21 protein-coding genes and 1 pseudogene are annotated in these 20,159 nt (G+C 73.5%); 6 read left to right on the top strand and 16 right to left on the bottom strand.

All coding sequences use genetic code 11. From position 1 onward, the window contains the following. Window positions 1-8: 8 nt before the first annotated feature. Window positions 9-1,022, bottom strand: coding sequence for a DMT family transporter (locus ACIQVT_RS12845; RefSeq protein ID WP_403751352.1), 1,014 nt, complete (start codon window positions 1,020-1,022; stop codon window positions 9-11). A 172-nt stretch (window positions 1,023-1,194) separates the two neighbouring features. Between ACIQVT_RS12845 and ACIQVT_RS12840 the strand changes: the two genes are divergently transcribed. Genes ACIQVT_RS12840 through ACIQVT_RS12820 form a run of 5 tightly spaced genes read left to right on the top strand, consistent with a single transcriptional unit; the run spans window position 1,195 to window position 4,993 of the window. After that, the gene (locus tag ACIQVT_RS12840; RefSeq protein WP_403751350.1) at window positions 1,195-2,361 is read left to right on the top strand and encodes an aminotransferase class I/II-fold pyridoxal phosphate-dependent enzyme; all 1,167 of its coding nucleotides are present in this window, start codon (window positions 1,195-1,197) and stop codon (window positions 2,359-2,361) included. Next, window positions 2,351-2,932: a DUF6190 family protein gene (locus ACIQVT_RS12835; protein ID WP_403751348.1), complete on the top strand. Its 582-nt coding sequence runs from the start codon at window positions 2,351-2,353 to the stop codon at window positions 2,930-2,932. The genes ACIQVT_RS12840 and ACIQVT_RS12835 overlap by 11 nt, the downstream gene beginning before the upstream one ends. After that, a complete protein-coding gene (locus ACIQVT_RS12830; RefSeq protein WP_403751346.1) occupies window positions 2,929-3,858 on the top strand; it encodes a dihydrodipicolinate synthase family protein in 930 nt (309 codons plus the stop codon). The genes ACIQVT_RS12835 and ACIQVT_RS12830 overlap by 4 nt, the downstream gene beginning before the upstream one ends. Next, a complete protein-coding gene (locus ACIQVT_RS12825) occupies window positions 3,855-4,718 on the top strand; it encodes an iron-containing redox enzyme family protein (RefSeq protein WP_403751344.1) in 864 nt (287 codons plus the stop codon). The genes ACIQVT_RS12830 and ACIQVT_RS12825 overlap by 4 nt, the downstream gene beginning before the upstream one ends. After that, window positions 4,715-4,993: a Rieske 2Fe-2S domain-containing protein gene (locus tag ACIQVT_RS12820; RefSeq protein WP_403751342.1), complete on the top strand. Its 279-nt coding sequence runs from the start codon at window positions 4,715-4,717 to the stop codon at window positions 4,991-4,993. The genes ACIQVT_RS12825 and ACIQVT_RS12820 overlap by 4 nt, the downstream gene beginning before the upstream one ends. 53 nt (window positions 4,994-5,046) lie before the next feature. Here ACIQVT_RS12820 and ACIQVT_RS12815 read toward each other — a convergent pair whose 3' ends face one another. From ACIQVT_RS12815 to ACIQVT_RS12745, 15 genes and pseudogenes are all read right to left on the bottom strand, one after another. Beyond that, window positions 5,047-6,072 (bottom strand): MBL fold metallo-hydrolase, encoded by a 1,026-nt coding sequence (locus ACIQVT_RS12815; RefSeq protein WP_403751340.1) that lies wholly within the window; start codon window positions 6,070-6,072, stop codon window positions 5,047-5,049. A 43-nt stretch (window positions 6,073-6,115) separates the two neighbouring features. Next, window positions 6,116-6,475, bottom strand: a pseudogene (locus ACIQVT_RS12810) (phosphoenolpyruvate carboxylase); the annotation flags it as partial. Then, window positions 6,457-6,588, bottom strand: coding sequence for a hypothetical protein (locus tag ACIQVT_RS12805; RefSeq protein ID WP_403751338.1), 132 nt, complete (start codon window positions 6,586-6,588; stop codon window positions 6,457-6,459). The gene ACIQVT_RS12805 and the pseudogene ACIQVT_RS12810, both read right to left, overlap by 19 nt. Before the next feature lie 32 nt (window positions 6,589-6,620). After that, window positions 6,621-7,481, bottom strand: a complete 861-nt coding sequence (locus tag ACIQVT_RS12800) for a DUF6282 family protein (protein WP_403751336.1) — start codon at window positions 7,479-7,481, stop codon at window positions 6,621-6,623. Continuing rightward, window positions 7,474-9,261 (bottom strand): isocitrate/isopropylmalate family dehydrogenase, encoded by a 1,788-nt coding sequence (locus tag ACIQVT_RS12795; protein WP_403751334.1) that lies wholly within the window; start codon window positions 9,259-9,261, stop codon window positions 7,474-7,476. Before ACIQVT_RS12795 ends, ACIQVT_RS12800 begins: the two co-directional genes overlap by 8 nt. After that, the gene (locus ACIQVT_RS12790) at window positions 9,258-10,031 is read right to left on the bottom strand and encodes an alpha/beta fold hydrolase (protein WP_403751332.1); all 774 of its coding nucleotides are present in this window, start codon (window positions 10,029-10,031) and stop codon (window positions 9,258-9,260) included. Before ACIQVT_RS12790 ends, ACIQVT_RS12795 begins: the two co-directional genes overlap by 4 nt. Beyond that, on the bottom strand, window positions 10,028-10,963 hold the full coding sequence (locus ACIQVT_RS12785; RefSeq protein ID WP_403751330.1) for a hypothetical protein: 936 nt from the start codon (window positions 10,961-10,963) through the stop codon (window positions 10,028-10,030). The genes ACIQVT_RS12790 and ACIQVT_RS12785 overlap by 4 nt, the downstream gene beginning before the upstream one ends. Before the next feature lie 25 nt (window positions 10,964-10,988). Next, complete coding sequence (locus ACIQVT_RS12780; RefSeq protein WP_403751328.1) at window positions 10,989-12,419, bottom strand: FAD-binding protein; 1,431 nt, start codon at window positions 12,417-12,419, stop codon at window positions 10,989-10,991. A 47-nt stretch (window positions 12,420-12,466) separates the two neighbouring features. Further along, on the bottom strand, window positions 12,467-13,057 hold the full coding sequence (locus ACIQVT_RS12775) for a YciI family protein (protein ID WP_403751326.1): 591 nt from the start codon (window positions 13,055-13,057) through the stop codon (window positions 12,467-12,469). 67 nt (window positions 13,058-13,124) lie between these two features. Next, on the bottom strand, window positions 13,125-14,114 hold the full coding sequence (locus ACIQVT_RS12770; RefSeq protein WP_403751324.1) for an NAD(P)H-dependent flavin oxidoreductase: 990 nt from the start codon (window positions 14,112-14,114) through the stop codon (window positions 13,125-13,127). 347 nt (window positions 14,115-14,461) lie between these two features. Continuing rightward, on the bottom strand, window positions 14,462-15,490 hold the full coding sequence (locus tag ACIQVT_RS12765; RefSeq protein WP_403751322.1) for a LysR family transcriptional regulator: 1,029 nt from the start codon (window positions 15,488-15,490) through the stop codon (window positions 14,462-14,464). Beyond that, the gene (locus ACIQVT_RS12760) at window positions 15,408-16,229 is read right to left on the bottom strand and encodes a TetR family transcriptional regulator (RefSeq protein ID WP_403751320.1); all 822 of its coding nucleotides are present in this window, start codon (window positions 16,227-16,229) and stop codon (window positions 15,408-15,410) included. The genes ACIQVT_RS12765 and ACIQVT_RS12760 overlap by 83 nt, the downstream gene beginning before the upstream one ends. A gap of 83 nt (window positions 16,230-16,312) precedes the next feature. Then, the gene (locus tag ACIQVT_RS12755; RefSeq protein WP_403751318.1) at window positions 16,313-17,014 is read right to left on the bottom strand and encodes an HAD family hydrolase; all 702 of its coding nucleotides are present in this window, start codon (window positions 17,012-17,014) and stop codon (window positions 16,313-16,315) included. Next, entirely contained in the window at window positions 17,011-18,204 is a 1,194-nt protein-coding gene (locus ACIQVT_RS12750; protein WP_403751316.1) for an oxidoreductase, read from the bottom strand. The genes ACIQVT_RS12755 and ACIQVT_RS12750 overlap by 4 nt, the downstream gene beginning before the upstream one ends. Further along, the gene (locus tag ACIQVT_RS12745) at window positions 18,198-19,127 is read right to left on the bottom strand and encodes a ScbA/BarX family gamma-butyrolactone biosynthesis protein (protein WP_403751314.1); all 930 of its coding nucleotides are present in this window, start codon (window positions 19,125-19,127) and stop codon (window positions 18,198-18,200) included. Before ACIQVT_RS12745 ends, ACIQVT_RS12750 begins: the two co-directional genes overlap by 7 nt. 224 nt (window positions 19,128-19,351) lie before the next feature. On the opposite strand from ACIQVT_RS12745, the gene ACIQVT_RS12740 reads away from it, so the two are divergent. Continuing rightward, window positions 19,352-19,999, top strand: a complete 648-nt coding sequence (locus ACIQVT_RS12740) for a ScbR family autoregulator-binding transcription factor (RefSeq protein ID WP_403751312.1) — start codon at window positions 19,352-19,354, stop codon at window positions 19,997-19,999. Window positions 20,000-20,159: the final 160 nt, after the last annotated feature.

The raw sequence follows: 20,159 nt of genomic DNA, 5'->3' as shown, positions 1-20,159 counted from the left end.
ACGAATGTTCAGCGGTCGTCATCCGCCGTCGGTGCCGGCACTTTCGGCTCTGCCGGAGCCGCCACCGGTACCCCGGGCGAGGACGCCCCCGGCGCGGGTCCGGTGTCCCGGGCCGGCGCGGACAGGCCCGCGCTGAGTCCCGTACCGACCAGCAGACTGCCGGTGACCTGGGCCGCGCCCAGCGTGCCGCTGCCGACGATCGGCGCGGTGAACGCCGCCGCGACCGGGATGAGCCCGGCGAACAGGCTGGTGGCCTCGGGGCCGAGGGCGCGCAGCCCGAGGTAGTAGAGGATGAACGCCGCCGCGGTCACCGCCACCGCCAGGTAGCCGAGGGCGGCCAGTTCCCGGGGGTGCGGCCAGCGCAGCTCCCCGCCGGGCAGTTCCACCGCCGCGGTCAGCACACCCATCTCGGCGGTGGCCAGGACACAGACGTACGTCGCCACCGGGATCGCCCCCAGCCGGGGGAGCAGCGGCACCGCCAGCAAGGTGAACGACACCTCGCCCAGCAGGGCCAGCAGGGAGAACCCGAACCCGCCAGGGGTGCCGCGCCCGAAGCCGATGAGCAGCGCGGCGCCGGTGACCACCAGCGCCGCCGAGGCGGCCAGCCGCCCCGACACCCGGCGCCCGCTCAGCAGGGGACCACCGATCGCCACCAGCAGCGGAGTGGCGCCGACGATCACACCGAGCATGGCGGGCTCGGCGGAACGCAGTGCGGCCAGCGAGGCCAGGTTGAAGCCGACCAGTCCGGTCCCGGCCAGCAGCGCCAGCAGCGCCCACTCCCGCCCGGTCGGCCGTGGCCAGGGCACGCGCGCGAAGAAGGACAGCAGCGTCAGGCTGACGGCGCCCAGTGCGAACCGCAGCGTCTGGCCGCTCAGGAACGGGTAGTGCGTCAGCAGACTGGTGGCCACGAAGGAGGTGCCCGCCAGCGCGGTGCCGAGTGCCGCGCAGAGCGCCCCCGTGGCCCTGGAAGGCGCCGTTCCCGCCACCGGCCGTCCGGCCCCGCCCGATTCACTTGAGGTCATGCGCGCAGGTTATCGGCGGAATTCGCTATTCCACCAGCGTACTTTCGGATAGCCCGCCGCCCGGCTCCGCCAATGGTCCCTCATCAATTCTGGCGTGGTCCCGGCCGCCCGCGCTCCCTACCATTCCTGGCGTCATCCACATACGAATGTCGTTCTGTGCGGAGGAGCGGATATGTCAGCCCCGGATTTGATCGACCTCACCCAGCACGAGATCAGGGCTCTGCGCACCCGGTACAACCTGGCCGACGCCCACACGCACCAGCGGCAGTCCGACAGCCAGGACAAGATCGTCTCCAGGCTGCCCGCGCTGTGGTACGAGTCGGAGGAGCGGCAGCAGGCCCACTTCGAGCAGCAGTTCACCGAGGCGTTCTTCCGCCTGCACGGCCAGACCACCGCGCCCGGACTCGGCCGCACCCTGCTGTCGTACTCGGCCAGCGTGTCCACCATGGTCGCGGCGATGTACCTGCGTCGGCACGACTACACCGTCTCCCTGGTGGAACCCTGCTTCGACAACCTGGTGGACCTCCTGCGGCACCTCGGGACGCCGCCCGCCGCGCTGCCCGAGGACGCGCTCGCGGACCCGGACACCGTGTACACCGAGCTGACCCGTCTGGTGCGGACGGACGTGCTGTACCTGGTCGACCCCAACAACCCCACGGGGTTCACGCTGTTCACCGACGGGGGCCGCGGGTTCCAGGAGGTCCTGCGGTTCTGCCGTGACCGGCGCAAACTGCTGGTGCTGGACTTCTGCTTCGCCTCCTTCGCGCTGCACAACGGGCTGGCCCAGCGCCCGGACGTGTACCGGATGCTGGAGGAGTCCGGGGCCGCCTACCTCGCCATCGAGGACACCGGGAAGACGTGGCCGGTCCAGGACGCCAAGTGCGCCCTGCTGACGCCCAGCGCGGACATCTACGAGGAGGTGTACAACCTGCACACCTCCGTCCTCCTCAACGTCTCGCCCTTCGTGCTCAACTTCCTCACCCAGTACGTCGAGGACTCCGTCACGGACTCCTTCGCCTCGATACGCGAGGTCATCGACACCAACCGGGCGACGCTGCGCGACGGACTGCCAGGATCCGTACTGGAGTTGCTCGACGCACGGGTGGACACGAGCGTCGCCTGGCTGCGCATCCGGCCCTCCGGGCTCACCGCGAGCGACGTCCACGCGCGGCTCCTGGAGGCCGAGGTCTACGTGCTGCCCGGGACGTACTTCTACTGGGACAACCCCGGACGGGGCGAGCGCTACGTCAGGATCGCGCTGGCGCGCCCGCCCGAGCAGTTCGCCACCGCCGTGCGGGTGATCCGCGAGACGCTGGACCCCGCCGACCATGAGCGGTGAGGCGGGCACCCCGCTCCCGGCGGCCGTCCCGGGGCTCGGCACACTGATCGACGCCTCGCTGTTCATGGGCATGCACGGCGCCGACGACCGGACGAGGACCGCCTGCAAGAACTTCTTCGTCCGGCACCTGGCGGCGCGCCGCCCGCTGGCCATGACGCTGGAACAGGTGGGGCTGTGCGACGACCTGATCTGGCGGCGTCCGCGCGCCGTGCAGGACGCCTACTACCCCTTCATGGACAACCTGCACAGCGAACTGCGCATCGCCCGCTTCGGCTTCCGGCAGGGTGACGTGCGCACCGCGCTCCGGGACACCGCGCTCAGCGGCCTGCCGATCGCCGACGCGCTGCTGCTGGCCCCGGCCGTGCACCGCGGCGGCCGGCTGCACACCGTGTCACCGCGCCTGCGGGGGCGGCCCGGCACCGAAGCGCTCCTCAGCACACCGCCGGACGGCCCCGAGGAGGCGTTCCCCCCGCGTTTGGAGGAGCTGTACCGGCAGTCGCTGGCCCTCCGCGTCGACCTGGACCTCCTGGACCGCATCTCCTGCCCCGACGACGAGGTGGACTCACCATGACCGACCCTGAGACCCCGCAGCAGCCCCCCGCGCGACCGGGCTCCGGCGTCGCCGGGGGACCCGGCCCCCACGCGACCGCCGCCCGCACCCACGGGACCGCCGCCGGCACCCCGCTCCGCGGCCTGGTCGTGCCGCTGGTCACCCCGCTCGACCGGCAGGGCCGGGTCCGGGCGGACGACGTGGCACGGCTCGTCGACTCGGTCCGCGCCGAGGTGACCGCCCTGATGCCGACCCTCAGTTCCGGCGAGGGCTGGCTGCTGACCGAGGCGCAGTGGCGGGACATGGTGACGGCCACCGTGCGTTCGGCCGCCGGCCTGCCGGTCATCGCCGGTGTGCAACTCCCCGACACCGCCGCCGTGGTGGCCCGCGTCCGGCTCGCCGCCGAACTGGGCGCCGACGGCGTGGCGGTCACCACTCCCTTCGGGGCGGGCGTCGGCCAGGACGACATCGTCGCCCACTACGAGCAGGTGCTCGACGCCGGACCGCCGGTGCTCGTCTACAACGAGGAGGCCCTGTCCGGCAACCGGATCGAGGCGGAGACGCTGGCACGGATCTGCCGGCTCCCGGGGGTGATCGGGGTGAAGGAGTCCAGCGGCGACCCGGAGTTCACCCGGCGGCTGGTGGCGGCCCGCCTGGGCGTACCGGTCTTCGAGGGCTGGGAGAACCTGCTCTCCCTGGTCGCCGGCGTCGACGGGTTCATCGGACCGCTGGCCAACCTGGAACCGGCCCTGTGCACGGCCCTGCTGCGGCACCCGGCACCGGAACTCCAGGCCGAGGTCGACAAGGCGTGCGAGACGTACGGCATCCTGCGCGACGACTGGTACCTGCACGTCAAACGCGCCCTGGTGGCGCGCGGTGTCATCGGCACGGACACCACGGCGCAAGGGGCTCCCGCGGTCACCGCGGCGGTGGAGGCGGCGCCGTGAGCACGAAGACGGACGGGCGCCCCGCGCCGCCGGTGTCGGCCACCCCGCAGCAGCGGCTGTACTGGCACAACCGGACCGTCCCGGACGCCGCCGGATACGCCGAACTGCTCGCGCTGGAGGCGGACTGGCCGCGCGCCGAGGCGGACGCGCTGGCGGACGCGGCCCCCGCCTTCGACTCGCTCGGCGACCTCCTCGACGCGCTGGAACACCGCCTGCGCGAAGAGGAGGACGATCCCTCACCCAGCGAGCGCTACCTCGCCGAGCACGCCACGGCGGCCGAGTTCACCCACGTCGTCGCGCAGTTCGCCGTGGACGGGCTGGTCGAGTCCCAGTCCCACCTGGGTGTGCTGCCGCGACTGACGCACCGGGCCCGCATGGCGGTGATGCGGGTGCTCATCGACGAGTTCGGGTGCGGCAACGAGGCACGCGAACACGCCCGGCTGTACGAGCATCTGGCGGAGGAGCTGGGACTGTCCACCGACCCCTTCCACCACGCCGCCAGGGCCTGCGAGGAGACGCTCGCCTACGTCAACCTCTTCCACTGGCTCGCCTCCCGGGCGCCCACCCCCGACTACTTCCTCGGCGCGTACGCCTACTTCGAGTCCAGCGTGCTCTACGGCTTCCGCTGCTACGCCCGGGCCTGCGCCCGGCTGGGCATCGCCAACGGCCAGTACTACGCCGAGCACCTGCACATCGACGCCTTCCACAGCCGCGAGATGGTGGCCGCGCTGCGCGCCTGGGACCGCGAGCAGGGCGCGGACCTCAGCAGGGTCTGGGCCGGTATCGAACTGACCGGCGCGACCGTCGCCCGCGCCACCGAGGCGGCGGTGCGCCACGCCCGCGCGGCGGCCGGCCGGTGAGCGGCCGGGAGCAGGCGGCCGACCGGCCCCGGCTGCGTCAACTGGACGCGGACACCGTGGCCGTGGAGTGGGAGGGCCCGCACGGTCGGGACGGCGTGCTCGTCGAGGGGCACTGCCCGCACCGCGGCGCCCTGCTGCGGCACGCCCACGTGAACGCCGCGGCGACCCGCCTGGTGTGCCCCCTGCACCACTCGGCGTTCGACCTGACCGACCAGGGCGCGCAGATCGCCGGTCCGGCATGCCGCGCCCTGCGCGTCCGCCCCCTGCCGCGGTGAACCGGAGCGCCGGGCTCGGCGGTCCCGCCCGGGCCGGCGACCGCGCACACCGGTCAGGGCAGGCGGATCGGCGGGGGCGACAGGGCGGGGGCGGGCACCGGCTGCCACTGGTCCCCCGCGGCGACCCGGCCGAACGCCCGGTCGCCGAAGTGGAACGCGAAGCCGTAGGTGTCCGGCGCCCGCAGCCGCGCCAGCAATGTCGTACGGGCCCTCAGCACGCCGGCGGTGTCGACGTCGGGTCCGGACGGCCACTCGGGGTGGGCCACCTGCGCCGGGGTGTGGAAGGCGTCGCCGAAGGCCAGGATCCGCCGCCCGTCCCGGGCCGAGATGACGTAGGTGGTGTGCCCGGGACTGTGGCCCGGGGTGATCAGCGCGGTGACGCCGGGCCAGATCTCCGCGCCGTCCTCGAACCGGCGCAGCACCCGCGACATCGGCACCATGAAACCGTCCCAGGACGGCGCCCCCACCTCGACCTCCCGGTTCCAGAACGGCTCCCACTCGGCCCGCGCCACGAGGTAGTCGGCGCACGGGAACGCCTTGCGCGGCCGTCGGCCGCGTCCGGTGAGGAAGCCCAGGCCGGTGTGGTCGGTGTGCAGGTGGGTGAAGGCCACGGTGTCGACGGACTCCCGCGGCACGCCCAGGGCCCGCAGGGTGCGCAACAGGGCCCCGCCCCGGGAGATCCCGAGCGAGGGCGGGAGCACGTTGGCGCCGAGGCCCACGTCGATGAGCAGCCGGCGGCCGTCGCGCTCGACGAGGAGCCCGCCGGCCGAGGCGGCGACACGTCCGGAGGGGGCCAGCGCCTCGGGGTGCTCCCGCCAGTACGAGGCGGGGACGGCGGGCAGGAAACCGGCCCGGTCCAGCTCCATCGCGGCGTCGACGACGTAGGTGAGTCGGACGTCCCCCACGGTCAGGGTGCGTACGGCCGACTGGTCGCCGAGCGATCCGGTGCGGGACCGCCCGGCGTACGCCTCGGGCGCCCCGGCGCCGAGGGGCACGGCCAGCGCGGCGGTGGAGAGGAGGGCGGTGCGCAGTACGCCGCGCCGGGAGGGGGCGCTGAGGTGGTCGTCCGGCTCCGTCATGACGGGTCTCCTTGAGGGGATCGGGAACGAGTGGGGGAGGTCGGCCGGTGTTGCGCAGGCCGGCGGCGGTGCCGTTGACGGTGAGCAGCGGTGCCCGGTCGGGCGCGGGGTCCAGTACCTCGCCCGCGGCGGCGGCGTCCCGCTGCCGCTTGAGCAGGGCGACCTGAAGGTAGGAGGTCGGGTCCAGATGGGCGTCGCGGATCGCCAGGGTCTGCTTCAGCACCGGCTGGGCTTCCATGAGTTCGCTCTCCCCGGTGACCCGCAGCACCTCGGCCACGGTCAGCCGGTACTCCGCCTCGACGGTGGCGAACACATGCCGCGGACGCTCCGGCACGAGGGTGTCCACGTAGTGCCGGGCGATGCGCGGGTCGGTCTTGGCCAGGGTCATCTCCACGTCGGAGACTGGACGAGTGCGAGCAGCTCGGGGCCCTCCTGCCGGACCAGGGTCTCGTCCAGCGGTTCGGCGAGACGCCGGAGGTCCGCGTGCAGGGCGGCGTGGTGGGCAGGGGCGGTCATGGCTGCTCCTGGAGGTCAGTGGTGAGGTCCGTTCACGGGGTCAGCAGGTCCACGGGGTTCTTCCAGATGACGTCCCTGATCTCCTGGCTCGTCAGGCCCGCGGCCCGGAACCAGTGCTCGCTCAGGTCCAGCCATTCCTTCACGTCCGGCTGGTCGGGCTGTCCGAGGTCGGAGCTGAACACCACCCGTGGGTGGGCGCGGACGACCTCGCCGAGGTGCCCGGCGTCGCGGTGCCCCAGCACCAGCGTCAACGCGGTCAGTTCGACGTACAGACCGGGGACGTGGGCCAGGTCCGCCAGACCGGCGGGGGTGAAGCCCGACATGGGGTGCGTGGCGTGGGTGAGGAGCAGGCGCGGCAGGTCCAGGCGCACGGCCTCGTCCACGACCCGGAGGGCCGCTTCCCGGTCGCAGTGCCCGGTCGCCACGGTGACGGGCAGGTCACGGGCCGCCCGCAGCACCTCCCGTACGTCCCGGCGCAGCCGGCCGTCGGCGTCCAGCACCCGCTCGCCGCGCCACCGGGCGGGGTCGAGCACCGGGTGGAACGACGTGCGGCGCAGCGGCGAGGCGTGCGCGGGACCGACCAGGGTCGGCAGGTGTACGACGAGACGGGCGGGGCTGTCCGGGCCGTGCGCGTAGACGGCCTGTTCCACGGCCCGGGGCCGGACGCCGCCGGCCAGGTCGTTCAGGACGAGGGTGCCGGAGACCGGGAGCCCCTCCTGGCGGGCCTCCCAGGCGCGGGCGGCCGTCGAGGTGAGATGGCTCTTGAGCACCACCCAGCCGCCGACCTCCGCGTACGCCCGGCCGGCGCCGGCGGAGGTGAGCCGGCGCCGGTACAGATCGGGGCCCGCGTGGTAGTGGACGTCCACCAGCACGCGCCCCGCCAGGTCACGCATCGGTGGGCCGGGTGCCGCCGTCGTCCCAGGGCCGGGCGTAGCCGAACCGGCGGCGGGCCTCGTCGAGGCGCAGGCCCGCTTCCACCGCCCCGGCGATCTCGCCCTCGGTCCGCTCCACGCGTTCCGCCCGGTCCGCGACCTCGGCGGCGTGGTCGGCCGGCACGAGCAGGACCCCGTTGTCGTCGGCGACGACGATGTCGCCGGGCCGCACGGTGACGTCGCCGATGACGACGTCCCGGCCGGTCTCCGCGAGTTCCACTCGGTTCTTGCCGCTGACCATGGTGACGCCGGTGCTGAACAGCGGATATCCGGCGGCGCGGATCTCGGCGACGTCGCGGGCCGAGCCGTGCAGGGCGGTACCGCGCACCCCGCGGCGCCGCGCCAGCCCGGTCAGCAGCGATCCCCAGTTGGTGCAGGTGGTGCTGCCCGCGTTGTCGACGACGACGAACGAGCCCTCGGGTACGTCGTCCAGGTAGTTCGCCGCGTTGCGGAAACCCGTCCGGGTGGGGTCGACGGGCTGGTAGGTGACCGTGAACGCGCGGCCGGCGGTACGGGCCCCGGGAACACGCGGCGCGATCCCGGCGAGGACGCCGCCGATCCCGAGGCTGTCCAGCGCATCGGACACGGACGCGGTGTCGAGCCGGGCGAGCCGGTCGACCACCACGTCCTGCGGGTCGCTGGACCCGCCCCCGGGCACGTCGAGTTCGCCGGCCACCGCCCGGGCGACCTCCCGGGTGCCGCTCGTGCCGCCCATGTCGTAGGTGACGGTCGCGCGCCGTGCGGCGACGCCGCGCACCGCCGCCCTCAGCTCGTCGGCGGGCACGTGGAGGTCCAGGTGGTCGAGCAGCTGGGCCACGGTGAGCATCATCGCCATGGGGTTGGCGCGGTCCTGCCCCGCCATGCCCGGCGCGCTGCCGTGCACCGGCTCGAAGTAGCTGCCGTGGTCACCGATGTTGCCGCTGGGCGCGAGGCCGAGGCCGCCCATGACGCCCGCGCCGAGGTCGGAGAGGATGTCGCCGAACATGTTCTCGGCGACGAGCACACCGAACCGCTCGGGCCTGCGCACCATCCACAGCGCGACCGCGTCGACGTTGAGGATCTCGGTCTCGATCTCGGGGTAGTCGCCCGCGATCCGTTCGAGGCGGGTCCGCAGGTGGTCGCCGCTGTGGCGCAGGACGTTGGGCTTGTCGACCAGGGTGAGCCGGGTGCAGCCCCGGGAGCGGGCGTGGGCGAGGCCGTAGCGCAGCAGCCGGTCCATGCCGAACTCGGTCTGGAGGCGCAGGGTGACGCTGGTCCCCTCCGGGCCGGACGCCTGGGCGTTGGGGTGGTCGCGGACCGTGTTCCACAGCGCGTCGTCCAGGCCGTGGAAGTCGAAGCCGGCGTACAGGCCCTCGGTGTTCTCGCGGATCACCGTGAAGTCGAAGCGCCGGTCCACGAGATCGACGACCGGGCGGACGTTGGCGTACAGGTTCAGCCGCTGGCGCAGCTGGATGACGGGGGAGACGAAGCCGAGGCCGGTGCCCCGCAGGTCGCTGGGGAGTTCCGCCTCGGCCTCCCGCAGCGGTTTGCTGGTGATGGCGCCGAGCAGGCAGGTGTCGGTCTCCTCCAGCAGCTTCCAGGTGCGCTGCGGGACCGGGTCGCCCTCCTCGCGCCAGCACTCCCAGCCGATCTCGCCGAAGCGCAGGTCGAGGGGGAGGCCGAGCTTGTCCACGACGCTGAGGGCGGCGGTGGTGACCTCCGGTCCGATGCCGTCCCCGGGCAGTACGGCGACACTCTTCATGTGAGTCCCTTCTCCCGCAGGAAGGCGCCGACGAGGGCGGACACTTCCGCGGTGCTCTCGAAGTGGGGGCGCATGCCGGCCCCCGGGATGACGGCCACCCGGTGGTGCGGTGCCGCCGCGGTGTGGCGCTCGGTGACGAGCTGGGAGTGGCTGCCGACGATGTGCAGCAGCGGGCCTCGGTGGGCCCGCACCGCGTCGGTCACGTCGACGCCGCGCAGCATCCGCATCCCCGCGGCGATCCGGCGTGCGGCGCTCGGGTCGTGCGGCGCCGGGGCGCCGCCGGCGGCCCCGGGGGAGTGGCCGTGGGGCTGGACGCGCCGGTCGAGGAGGGCCAGGGCGTGGTCGGAGCGGCCACCGGCGGCCAGATCGGCGATCTCCGTCAGCCTCGCTTCCAGCAGGGCGTCCGTGCGGGCCGGTCCGGAGACCAGCAGTACCGCCGTGTCGGGCGGGACGCCGGGGAGCAGGGCCTGGGCGACCGCGCCGCCGAGCGCGTTCCCGCAGAGCAGGTCCACGGGGCCGTACCGGTCGAGGTGTGCGCGCCAGCGGGTGACGAGGGAGGGCAGCGAGTCGACGTCCTCGTCCCACAGGGAGAGCGTGTCGACCACCGTCACCCGCAGACCGGCGCCGGCCAGGACGCGGGTGACCGGGGTGAAGAACGCTCCCTGGTCCCAGCGCGGTGTGACGGGGGCGAGGACGAGGGCGTGTGCCGGGCCGGCGGCGGCCCCGGGTCCGAAGACCGCCGCCGGCACAGCGGATCCGGTGTCGATCACCGGACGGTCGCGAGGGTGCGCGCGGTGGCGATGCCCTCACGGTGGCTGCCGCTCAGCAGGTCCTTGCGGTGCTCGACCGGCAGGTCGTAGCGGCCCAGCACCAGGTCGTGCAGCGGCAGGGAGGGCGTGCCCTCCGGGATGGTGGCGAGGAGCAGGTCCGCCAGTTCCAGGGCGGGGCCCAGGTGGAGGCGCGCGGCGGCCTCGGGGTCCGTGCGGTCGAGGTGCGCCAGCCACTGCTCGGCGATGAGGTTGCCCGGGCCCTTGCCCATGCCCTGGATGGAGGAGTCCATCCAGGTCGCGCCCGCGGCGACCGCGCTGATGGCGTTGGCCAGGGCGAGTCCCAGGTTGTTGTGCGCGTGCAGGCCGACCGGGCCGCCGGTCACCGACTTGGTGAGGGTGGTGAGGTCGGTGGTGTCGACGGGTGAGAGGCTGCCGTTGGAGTCGGCCAGGTAGACGAACTCGGCGCCGGCGTCGGTCGCGGCGGAGGCCACCTCCACGACGGCGCGGCCCGCCCACTGGCTGATGCGGGCGAAGTTCACGCCGACGTGGAAGCCGATGTCCCTGGCCTGGCGTATGTACTCCAGGCCTCGTTCGTAGCCCTGGGACGGCAGGATGATGCGGACCAGGCGGGCGCCCGCGGCGTACATGGCGGGCAGGTCGTGCTCGGTGATGTTCTTCGGGTGCAGGATCATCGCGACCCGGTCCGGCCCGATCTCCCGGGCCGTGGCGGCGATGAACTCGTCGTCGCCGCGGCCGGTCAGCCCGATGCCGGGGACCGGCAGCAGGGAGCCCTTGCGGTAGGCGATCTCCACCCAGTCGAAGCCCGCCTCGACGCTGAGCCGGGCGTGCTGGAGCGCGTACCCGAGGGGGAAGTGGAAGCCGGTGCGGTACCCGCCGTCACGGAGGGTGACGTCGATGTTGACGATGCTCATGGTTCCTCCGTATGGACTGATCGACTCAGACGGACTGCTGGGCGGCGTGGTGCGCGGCGAGCCGCCCGAAGATCAGGGAGCGCAGCACGGACGTGGCCGGCGGGTAGGCGTGGTAGAAGAGGCCGGTGGCCTCGCCCGCCGCGTACAGGCCGGGGATGGCGGTGCCGGACGGGGTGACGACCCGGCCGTCGAGGTCGGTGCGGACACCGCCGTAGGTGAAGCAGATGGCGGCGGTCACCGGGACGCCGATGAACGGCGCGGTGTCCAGCGGGGTGGCCCAGTTCGACTTCGCCGGCTCGATGCCGACGGTGGCCTTGCCGTCGAGACGGGTCGGGTCGAAGTCACCGGGGCCGACGGCCGCGTTGAACTCCGCGACGGTCTTCTCCAGGCCCTCGGCGTCGATGCCGAGTTTGCCGGCCAACTCCTCCAGGCTGTCGGCCTGCTCCGGCGGCACGTCGCTGAGCAGCGAGTTCAGGATGCCCGGGATGGCGAGCGTCTTGGCGTCGGCGATCCAGTACGCCTCCTGCTGCTGGTTCTTCCAGATCTCGTAGCCGACGTGCTCGAAGGTGTTGTCCCAGGTGTCGCGGCCCTCGTCGAAGAAGCGCCGCGTCTCGCGGTTGACGAATATGCCGGTGCTGAAGCCGTACAGGACGGAGTCCGCCTTCTCGGTCCGGCGGTCGACGGGCTCGGCGTGGATGCCGTCGAACTGCCCCGCGGTGTCGGCGCCCAGCTCCAGCGCCATGCGCAGCGCGTCACCGCGGTTGTTGGTGATGCCGGGGGCGATCAGCGGGAGGTCGCAGGCCCGGTCGCCGACGTAACGCGTGAGCATCTCGGTGTTGCCCTGGAAGCCGCCGCAGGCGAGGACGACGGCGCGGCCGGAGAGCCGCTGGGTGAGGCCCTCGGCGGTGCGGACCAGGACGCCGTCGACGCAGCCGTCGTCGGAGGTCGTCAGGCGTAGCGCCTCCGTCCGGTAACGGATGTCGACGCGCGGGTCGTTCTCCAGGGCGGCGCCGAGCTGTTCGACGATCGAGGCGCCACCGCCGCGGGGGCTGGCCGGCGGCACCATGGACGGGGTGCCGCCGTCGAAGGTGTGCGGCAGCGGGAAGGCCTCGAAGGCGATCTCGACGCCGTGCTTCTCGATGAAGTCCAGCGTCCGCGGGGTCTCCCGCTCCACGGTGCGGCAGTAGTCGAGGTCGGCGAGGCCGCCGGAGACCCGGCCGACGTGCTCGGCCCAGTCGGTGTCCAGCTGCCTGTCCTGGGTGATCCGCAGGAACGCGCCGGTCCAGCGGGTGGCACCGCCGCGCTCCTCCTCGGGGGCGCGCTCCAGGACGGCGATCCTGGCGGGCTGCTCGCGGCCCTCGGTGGCCTCGGCGAAGGACAGGGCGGCCGACAGGCCGGCGGCGCCGAATCCGACGACGATGAGGTCGTACTGCGTTGAGGTGTTCGTGCCTGACATGGTTTCTCCTGGCGGGAGTCGGAGCTGGACGGTTGGTCGGGGGGCGTTCAGCGGTTCGGCGTGATGACCCGGCTGGTGCGGTAGAGCCGGTACTTGGCGCCGGTGGTGGTTTCGGCGAACGCCTGGTAGCGGCGGATGAACTCGGGGTCCTCGAAGATCGCGTCGAACCGCTTGTGGTCCTCCCACGCGGCGAGGTTGACGATGGCGTCGCCGTCGACGCTGGTCAGCAGGCGGGAGCCGCGGAAGCCGTCGGCGGCGGCGGAGACGTGCTCGACGGCGGAGGCGAGCGCGGCCACGCTGGCGTCGGCGTCGTCGGTGGTGGCCACGTTGATGAGCAGCACGCCGTCGTCCGGCCCGGGGGAGGTGATGACGCCCGGGCTCGCGTTGCGGACCTCGAAGGAGAGCTGCCCGTACGAGGCGATGCCGAGCTTGTGCCAGGGGTCGCTCTCGATGAGCTCGCGCACCTCGGTCTCGTCGAGGTCGGCGGTCACGACGACGGCGCCGCCCTCGGGCCGGGGGCCACTGAGCAGGATGCGGCCCCGGTCTGCGTGCTCGCGCAGCCAGGCCTTGTGCTCGGCCATGTGCGCGACGACGGTCTCACGGGGTGTGAGGTAGGTGAGGGTGAGTACGTGGATCATCGGGTCCTCCGCGGGACGGGAAAGCTGGGACTGGAAGGGGAGGGGGAGGGGAGAGGGGGCCGGCCGGTCAGGCCGCGATGCCGCCGGTCCGCCGGGCGAGCCCGGCGAGGATCTCCTCCGCGTCGGCCACGACGCCGTGGACGACCCGGGCGGCCGGCTGGACGTCCTCGATCAGGTCCAGGACCTCGCCGGCGAACATGGCGCGCTGGCCGGTGTCGTCGCGGGCGACGGCGGCGATCCACTCGGGCTCCACCGTCGCGCGCCGGGCGGCGAGTTCGGCGTCCCGCCCGGCCCAGGTGCGGGTGAAGTCGTTGCTCACGGAACGGGCCCGGTAGGCGTCGTCCCACGGGATGCCGCGCACCACGTCGAACGAACGGGTGTCGACGGTGTCCGCGGTGCGCGCCGACACCAGGCGGGACTTGAACCCGGCGGTGGCCAGCGATTCCTCGGTCGCGGCGAAACGGGTGCCCATCATCACTCCGTCGGCGCCGAGCGCGAGGGCCGCCGCGAGGCCGCGGCCGTCCGCGAACCCGCCGGCCGCGACCACCGGTACGGCGCCCTGGGTGACGTCGAGCACGGCGGGGACGAGCGGCAGCGTGGCCAGCGAGGCGTGGTGGCCGCCGGCCTCGGCGCCCTGCGCCACGATCACGGAGGCCCCGGCCCGTACGGCGACGGCGGCCTGCTCCGGGTCGTGCACCTGGACCACCACGTGGCAGCCGCGGTCGGCCGCCGACGCCACGTACCTCTGGACCTGCGCCGCGTCACCGAAGGAGAGGGCGATGACCGGCGGGGCGTAGCCGAGGACCTTGTCCCACAGGCCGGGCCGCTCGTCGAAGGTGAACATGACGCAGCCGACGCCCCACACCCCGCCCGTGGCGGCGGCCTCGGCCACGTGCTCGTCGATGAACGCCGCGTCGCCGTAGCTGACACCGACGAGGCCGAGGCCACCCGCCCGGGTGACGGCACCGGCGAGCCGGCCGCCGGACACGGAACCCATCGGGGCGGAGACGACCGGGTGGTCGATGCCGAGCAGGTCCGTCAGCTTGGTCGAGATCACAATGCTCCCTCTGTCAGGTTCACTCGGAGTACACGGGCCCGACGGGCCGAAAAGAAAAGGAAACGCCACGGAAATGAATGGTGGCTTCGGCGCGGAATGAGGCCTGGGTTCGGATTCGAATGTCAGGGCCGTTCCGGGAACCGCTCTGTCCCGCGTTCCAAAAGATTAACCGTGGCTGCTTCACGCCGTCCAAGACGTAAAGCGCGTGACGGTCATAAAGGGGGCCTATACCGTCCGGCGGGAAAAACAGAAAGGCGTGCGGTCCGGGCTGGGGAGGCCCGGACCGCACGCCGGTAGGGGTCCGTCCGGCGGATCCGTGTCCGCCGGACGGAGGCAGGGACGACGAACTATGACGCGAGGAACTCCCAGCCGCGCTCCGCGGCCACCTCCTCCAGCACGCGCGCGGTACGGCCGTCCCTGGCCGCGGTCACGGCGAGGCGCTCGCGCGGTGGCCTGCTGGTGGGCAGGGGACGCCACACCAGTTGCGGATCCCGCTCCACGGCCCGGCGCGGACGCAGAGCCACGAGGTCCGCGGTGGTGTGCAGCGCGTGCAGGAACAGGGTGGGCTGGCCCTGGTCGACCGGGTGCAGCACCGGGTTCCAGCCCAGCCCGGCCAGTTGCGCCGGCACCGTCTGCGCGAACCCCGGTGCGCAGCCCTCCTCGTACCAGAGCAGGTGCTGTCCGGCGAGGTCCGCCCAGGTCGGCTCCGCACGCGCGGCGAGCGGGTGCCCGCCGGACATGACGACGCCGAGCGTCTCGTCCCGGACCACGGCACGCACCACGTGCGGCATCGGGATCGGCAGGCGCACGATGCCGAAGGCGATCTCGCCGTGCCGCAGCAGTTCGCCCTGGTCCGCCGCGTCCACCGAGCGCATGTGCGCCTTCGCGCCGGCCCCTCGCCCGCCGCCCGGATCACGCCCGGAGAGCCCTTCCTGCACCTCGACCAGCACGTCCGCGGGCACACCGCCGCACACTCCGACGGGCCAGACCCGTGGTGCCGGAACGGCCGCGGCGATGGCGGACCGCAGTTGTCCGGGAATTCCCTGGATCTCTCTGAGGAAGGCCCGGCCGCCGGCCGTCAGCTCGACACCCCGTGAACTACGGGTGAACAATGCCGTGCCGACGCGTTGTTCGAGACGCCGAATCTGCTGACTGAGGCTCGGCTGCGATATCCGCAGTTCCTGCGCCGCGGCCGATACCGTGCCGGCGCGCACCACGGTCAGGAAATACCTGAGGTGCCGCATGTCGAAGTCGTCGACATCCCTGGCATCGGCGACCGCGCGCAGCACGACGTCACCCCTCGGGTCCGGTCCCTGCGCATCGAGGTCCCCGGGCCGCACGGCACGTCGGCTCGTCCACTCGTCCAGCACGCTCATCCGCTTCCTCCCACATGTCGTTGCCCTGCGTCACGCAGGGTCGCGTCCGACCGGCCTGGCCACGTCGCGCAGGTGCGGCAGTCAAAAGATTCGTTCCCAAAGGAATGGTTTTGGGCCCGGGAACGGCCCCCTCGTCCTCATGCGCGGGGCCGGCCCCCGCGGTGCCCGACAGCGCCGTGAACAGCAGCCGCCACAGCGTCTCCCCGCCGGACGCGCCCCCGTCCTCGGCGCATCCGGCGGGCGCGTGCAGCAACCCGTACATCACGACCATCAGCAACTGGGCGACCAGCCGCGGCGAATAGGCGGGCAGGCCGCCGTCGCGCTGTGCGCGGCGGACCAGTTCCGTCAGGGCGTTGCACACCTCGACGAGGACGTCGGAGACGGCCCGCGCCAGGACCGGGCAGTCGGACGCCAGGCGGACCGCGGCCCGCAGCCGCACGTCCGACTCCAGCCGGCCGGCGAAGCCCACCACGACTCCCTGGAGGACGCCCCCGGCGTCGGCGCCGGGGGTGTCGTACTCCGTCCGCAGGCGCGTCCAGGTCTGCTGCGACTCGTCGATCAGGGCACCGGCCAGCGACCTCTTGGACGGGAAGTGCCCGTAGAGCGCCCCCTTGGTCATGCCGATCCGCTCGGCCACGGCGTCGAGCGTCGCCCTGCTGTAACCCTGGGCCGCGAACACCTCGGCCGCGGCCGTCAGGACCCTCTCCCTCGTGCGTCGCGCCCGTTCCTGCTTGGCCATGTTCGTACCCTCCATCATGAAAGAGAGCACATACATATCATCGGGAGGGAATGCTCTCGCAGTGTCCCGGTCCGCCGGATATCTCACGCGCTCCTCACCCTGAGCGGGCCCCGACGGGCGGGGACCACCGGCCAACCCCGGCGCCGCGCCTCCTCGTTCAGCACGGGCGAGTCGCCCACCACCACCGGCTCACCCACCGCGCGGAGCAGGGCGAGGTCGCTCTCGTGATCGCCGTACGCGAAGCAGGCCCCGGGGTCGGCGCCGTGCTCCCGCATGATCCGGACCGCGGCCTCGGCCTTGGCCCGTCCGATCATCGGGCGGTGCACCTCCCCGGTCAGCACCCCGTCCGCTCCCGCCACCAGTTCGGTGCAGGCGACCGCCGACGCCCCCAACTCCTCGGCCAGCGGGGCCAGGAGCGGGCGCATCGAGCCCGACACGAGGACGATCCGGTGTCCCTCGGCCCGGTGTGTGGCGACGGCGTCCACCACGGGCAGCACGAAGGCCGCGTCACCCCGGCGGTACCCGTCGTACCAGAGCCGCCCGCCGGCTTCCAGAGCGGCCAGGGTCACGCCCGCGTAGCGCCGGTAATAACTGCGGTTGAGCGCCTCACGGTCGACGGTGGCGGTGGTCTCGGTGGGTGACCGCGGTGCGCCGGCGGCGGGTCGCGCCGGGCGCCGGGCCAGCCAGTGCTCCCAGAACGCGACCATGCTCTTCTCGGCGAGCACGGTCTCGTCGACGTCGAAGAAGGCCAGGACGGGACGTTCTGTTCCCCCGGCCGCCGTCATGGGGTGTCCCCGTCCGCCCGGACCGCGTCCGCGTACGCGTCGGCCGCCGCGTCGAGGTCGAGCGCGCCGTGTGCGGCGGCCGTCGTGACGTCCCGCCACGCCCGTTGCGTGCGGCTGGCCGCGGACTGCCCGCGCATGCCGGACGCGTGGAAGAGGTCGTCGGCCGCCTCCCGGCACAGGGCCGCCGCGTACGCCGCGTCCCGGCGGTTCTCGGCCACAGTGATCGGCGTGATCTCCCCTCGGTCCGCGCGGTCGGCGGTACCCGCCAGGAGCAGACCCGCCGCGTGGATCCGCGCGGACGCCCCGGCCAGCAGGGCGTTCGTGCCGGGCTTGCGCGACGCGCCCGGTGCGCACTCGGACGTCCAGGCCCGCAGGGCCGCCCGGGCCGCCCCCAGCACCGGCGCCGCGAAGATCGGCGCGGCGACCATCGGGTAGGGGACGCGGTGGCAACGGGCCGCGCCGGGCAGCGGGCGCAGCAACGCGTCCAGCGTGACGGAGCGGTGCGCGGGCACGAACACCCCGTCGCCCGTCACGCTGTTGCTGCCGCTTCCCCGCAGACCGACGGCGTCCCAGGTGTCCCGGACGGAGAGATCCGCGCGCGGTACGGCGAGGATCCGGTGCTCCCGCGTGCCGTCACCCGCCTTTGTCCAGGAGGCCAGCAGCACCCACTCCGCGTGGTCGACCCCGCTGGCCGTCCGCCATTCCCCGTCGAGCCGCCAGCCGCCGGGCACAGCCGTGGCGCGCCCCTGCGGCGGCACGATCGAGGCGGCGATCCGGACGTCCGGCCCCCGCGACCACAGGTCGTGCTGCCCCTGCTCGGGCAGGTAGGCGGCGAGCCGGCCGTGCGCCGCGTACAGGGCGGCGCACCAACCCGCGGCGGCGCAGGCCTCCGCGACGGCCGACGCGTCGGTGAGCAGCCGGGCGAGACCACCGGCCGAGCCACCCCACCTCACCGGTACGAAGTGGCGGGGGAAGCCCGCCCCGACGATCGCCGCGGCGACGTCCGGAGCCAGCCTGCGCCGTTCGTCGGCACCGCGCGCGTCGCGCTCCGCGCGCTCGACCAGCACCTCGCGCGCGGCAGGGCCGCCCGGCCCGACCGGACCGCTCCGGCCACGAAGAACGTCCTCGTCCTCCGTGCCGTCCCGTTCGGCCCCCGGCACGTCCGCGGTCACGGGCCCCCTGGTCAGCATGCCGCTCCCAGGGGGATCCGGGAGCGCTCCGGCACGCCGCACCGGAGGGTGCAGCGGGCCAGCTCCCGGTCCTCCTGGTGGGCGCGGAGGGTGAGTGCGGTTCCCCCGGGCCCGGTCGGCTCCACCGAGATCGACACCGGCAGGTCCAGCTCGCCGAACGCCGTGAACTCCACGGCGAGCAGCGTCACTTCGCCCGCGCCCGGCCGGGCCGCCGCGGCGGCCGTCCCGGCCTGCCGGAACGCCTCCACGAGCACCATGCCCGGCACGTGGTCGGATCCGTGGTCGAAGAGCACCGGGTGCGTCTGGTCCAACCGCAGCCACCACCTGTCCGCCCGCAGCGGGTCGTTGGTGACGAGCACGTCCCGCTCGGCGATCCGGCCGGCCCGGGCCCGGTGGGGGAGTGCGCCGGCCGGCTCGGCACACGGCCGTACCGCTGCCGGTCCCGGCTCCCCGCGCCGGCGCAGCAGGGCGTAGCGCCGGGGCTCCATCGGCTCCCAGCACACCCGCACCGTCCCCACGCGGCGGTGTCCCACCACGACCTCCGCGTCGAGCGCGAGGCGCAGCCGCCGCGCGCCCTCGTCCGGAGGGCGGCAGACGACGTCGAGTCCGACGGCGAGGTTCCCCGGTCCCACCGGGGGCAGCGCCGCGGACAGGGCGACGGAGACCTCGCTCAGCACGAACGGCGTGCCGTGGGCGACGTCGAAGAAACGGTGGGACAGGTGGATCGCGGTCTGCCGTGCGGTCTCCACCAGGAGAACCGGATCGGCCGCGGGACCGCCCCGATGGGCGAGGTAGTGGTCGCGGCGCCACGACGCCGCGACGGCGAAGTGCTCTTCGCCGAGCCGCCTCGCGTCCGTCAGGAGCACCTCGGCGGGCGCCGTCTTGTGCACGGACTCACGCGGAACCCCCCGCTCGAAGTCCATCCCTCCCCAGTAGTGTTCCGGCCCCGGCCGGCCGGTCGTCGATCCGACCCCAGACATGGCTTGCACGCGCAGATCCCTCCCCGTATACCGGTGAACGGCCACGCGCCCGGTATCGTCCCCCGCTGGTGACCGCCCGAGAAATATACCTCCAGGAAGGTATATTGCGCGGTGAGTTTTGGCCACCGCACGTGCCGCGCACGACCGAGCCGACAGAGGTACCCGCCATGCCAGAGCCGCAAGTCACCGTGCCCGCCCCGCCCAGGACCCCTGTCAGGAGGGGTCCCGCGCCCAAGCAGGAACGCTCGGCCAGGACCCGCCTCCGGGTCCTGTTCGGGGCTGCCGAACTCTTCACCCAGCGCGGTTTCCGCCAGACATCGGTCCAGGACGTGGCCGACCGGGTCGAGATGACGAAGGGTGCCGTGTACTTCCACTACCCGACCAAGGAAGCCCTCGCCGTGGCCATCGTGGAGGAGCACTACGCGCGTTGGCCGAAAATGCTCGAAGAGGTCGCCAAGGAGGGGCTCAGCCCCCTGAGCACGGCCGAACGCATGCTGGAGTGGGCGGCCACGGCGTTCCAGAACGACGTGATCGTGCAGGCCGGGGCCCGATTGCAGATCGAACGGCCGCAGATAGACGCCGAGTTGCCGACGCCGTACGTCGACTGGATCTCCCTCCTGGAGAGCCTGCTGACCTCCGCCGGGGAGGCGGGCGAGCTGCGTCCCGGTGTCACCCCGGCCGCCGCCGCCCGCTCCCTGGTCTCCGCGTTCTTCGGCTCCCAGCACGTCTCCGACGTGCTCAACGGGCGCGCGGACGTGGTGCGCAGCTGGCAGGACCTGGGCGGTCTGCTCTTCCAGGCGATCCGGGCGGACTGAGCGGGTCCGGGCCGCGCACAGCGCGCTCCCGGGGGGTGGGGGGCCCCCCCCCCCCCCCCGGGCCCCCCCCCCCCCCCCCCCCCCCCCCCACCCAGTGCGGGAACCAGGGGGGCGAAACATAAGACCCTTGCAGGGGAGCACACCCCCCCCGCAAACCGCG

It is taken from the genome of Streptomyces sp. NPDC100445, from assembly GCF_044759735.1.
Lineage (GTDB): Bacteria > Actinomycetota > Actinomycetes > Streptomycetales > Streptomycetaceae > Streptomyces.
This window is presented reverse-complemented; position numbering and strand designations above follow the sequence as displayed.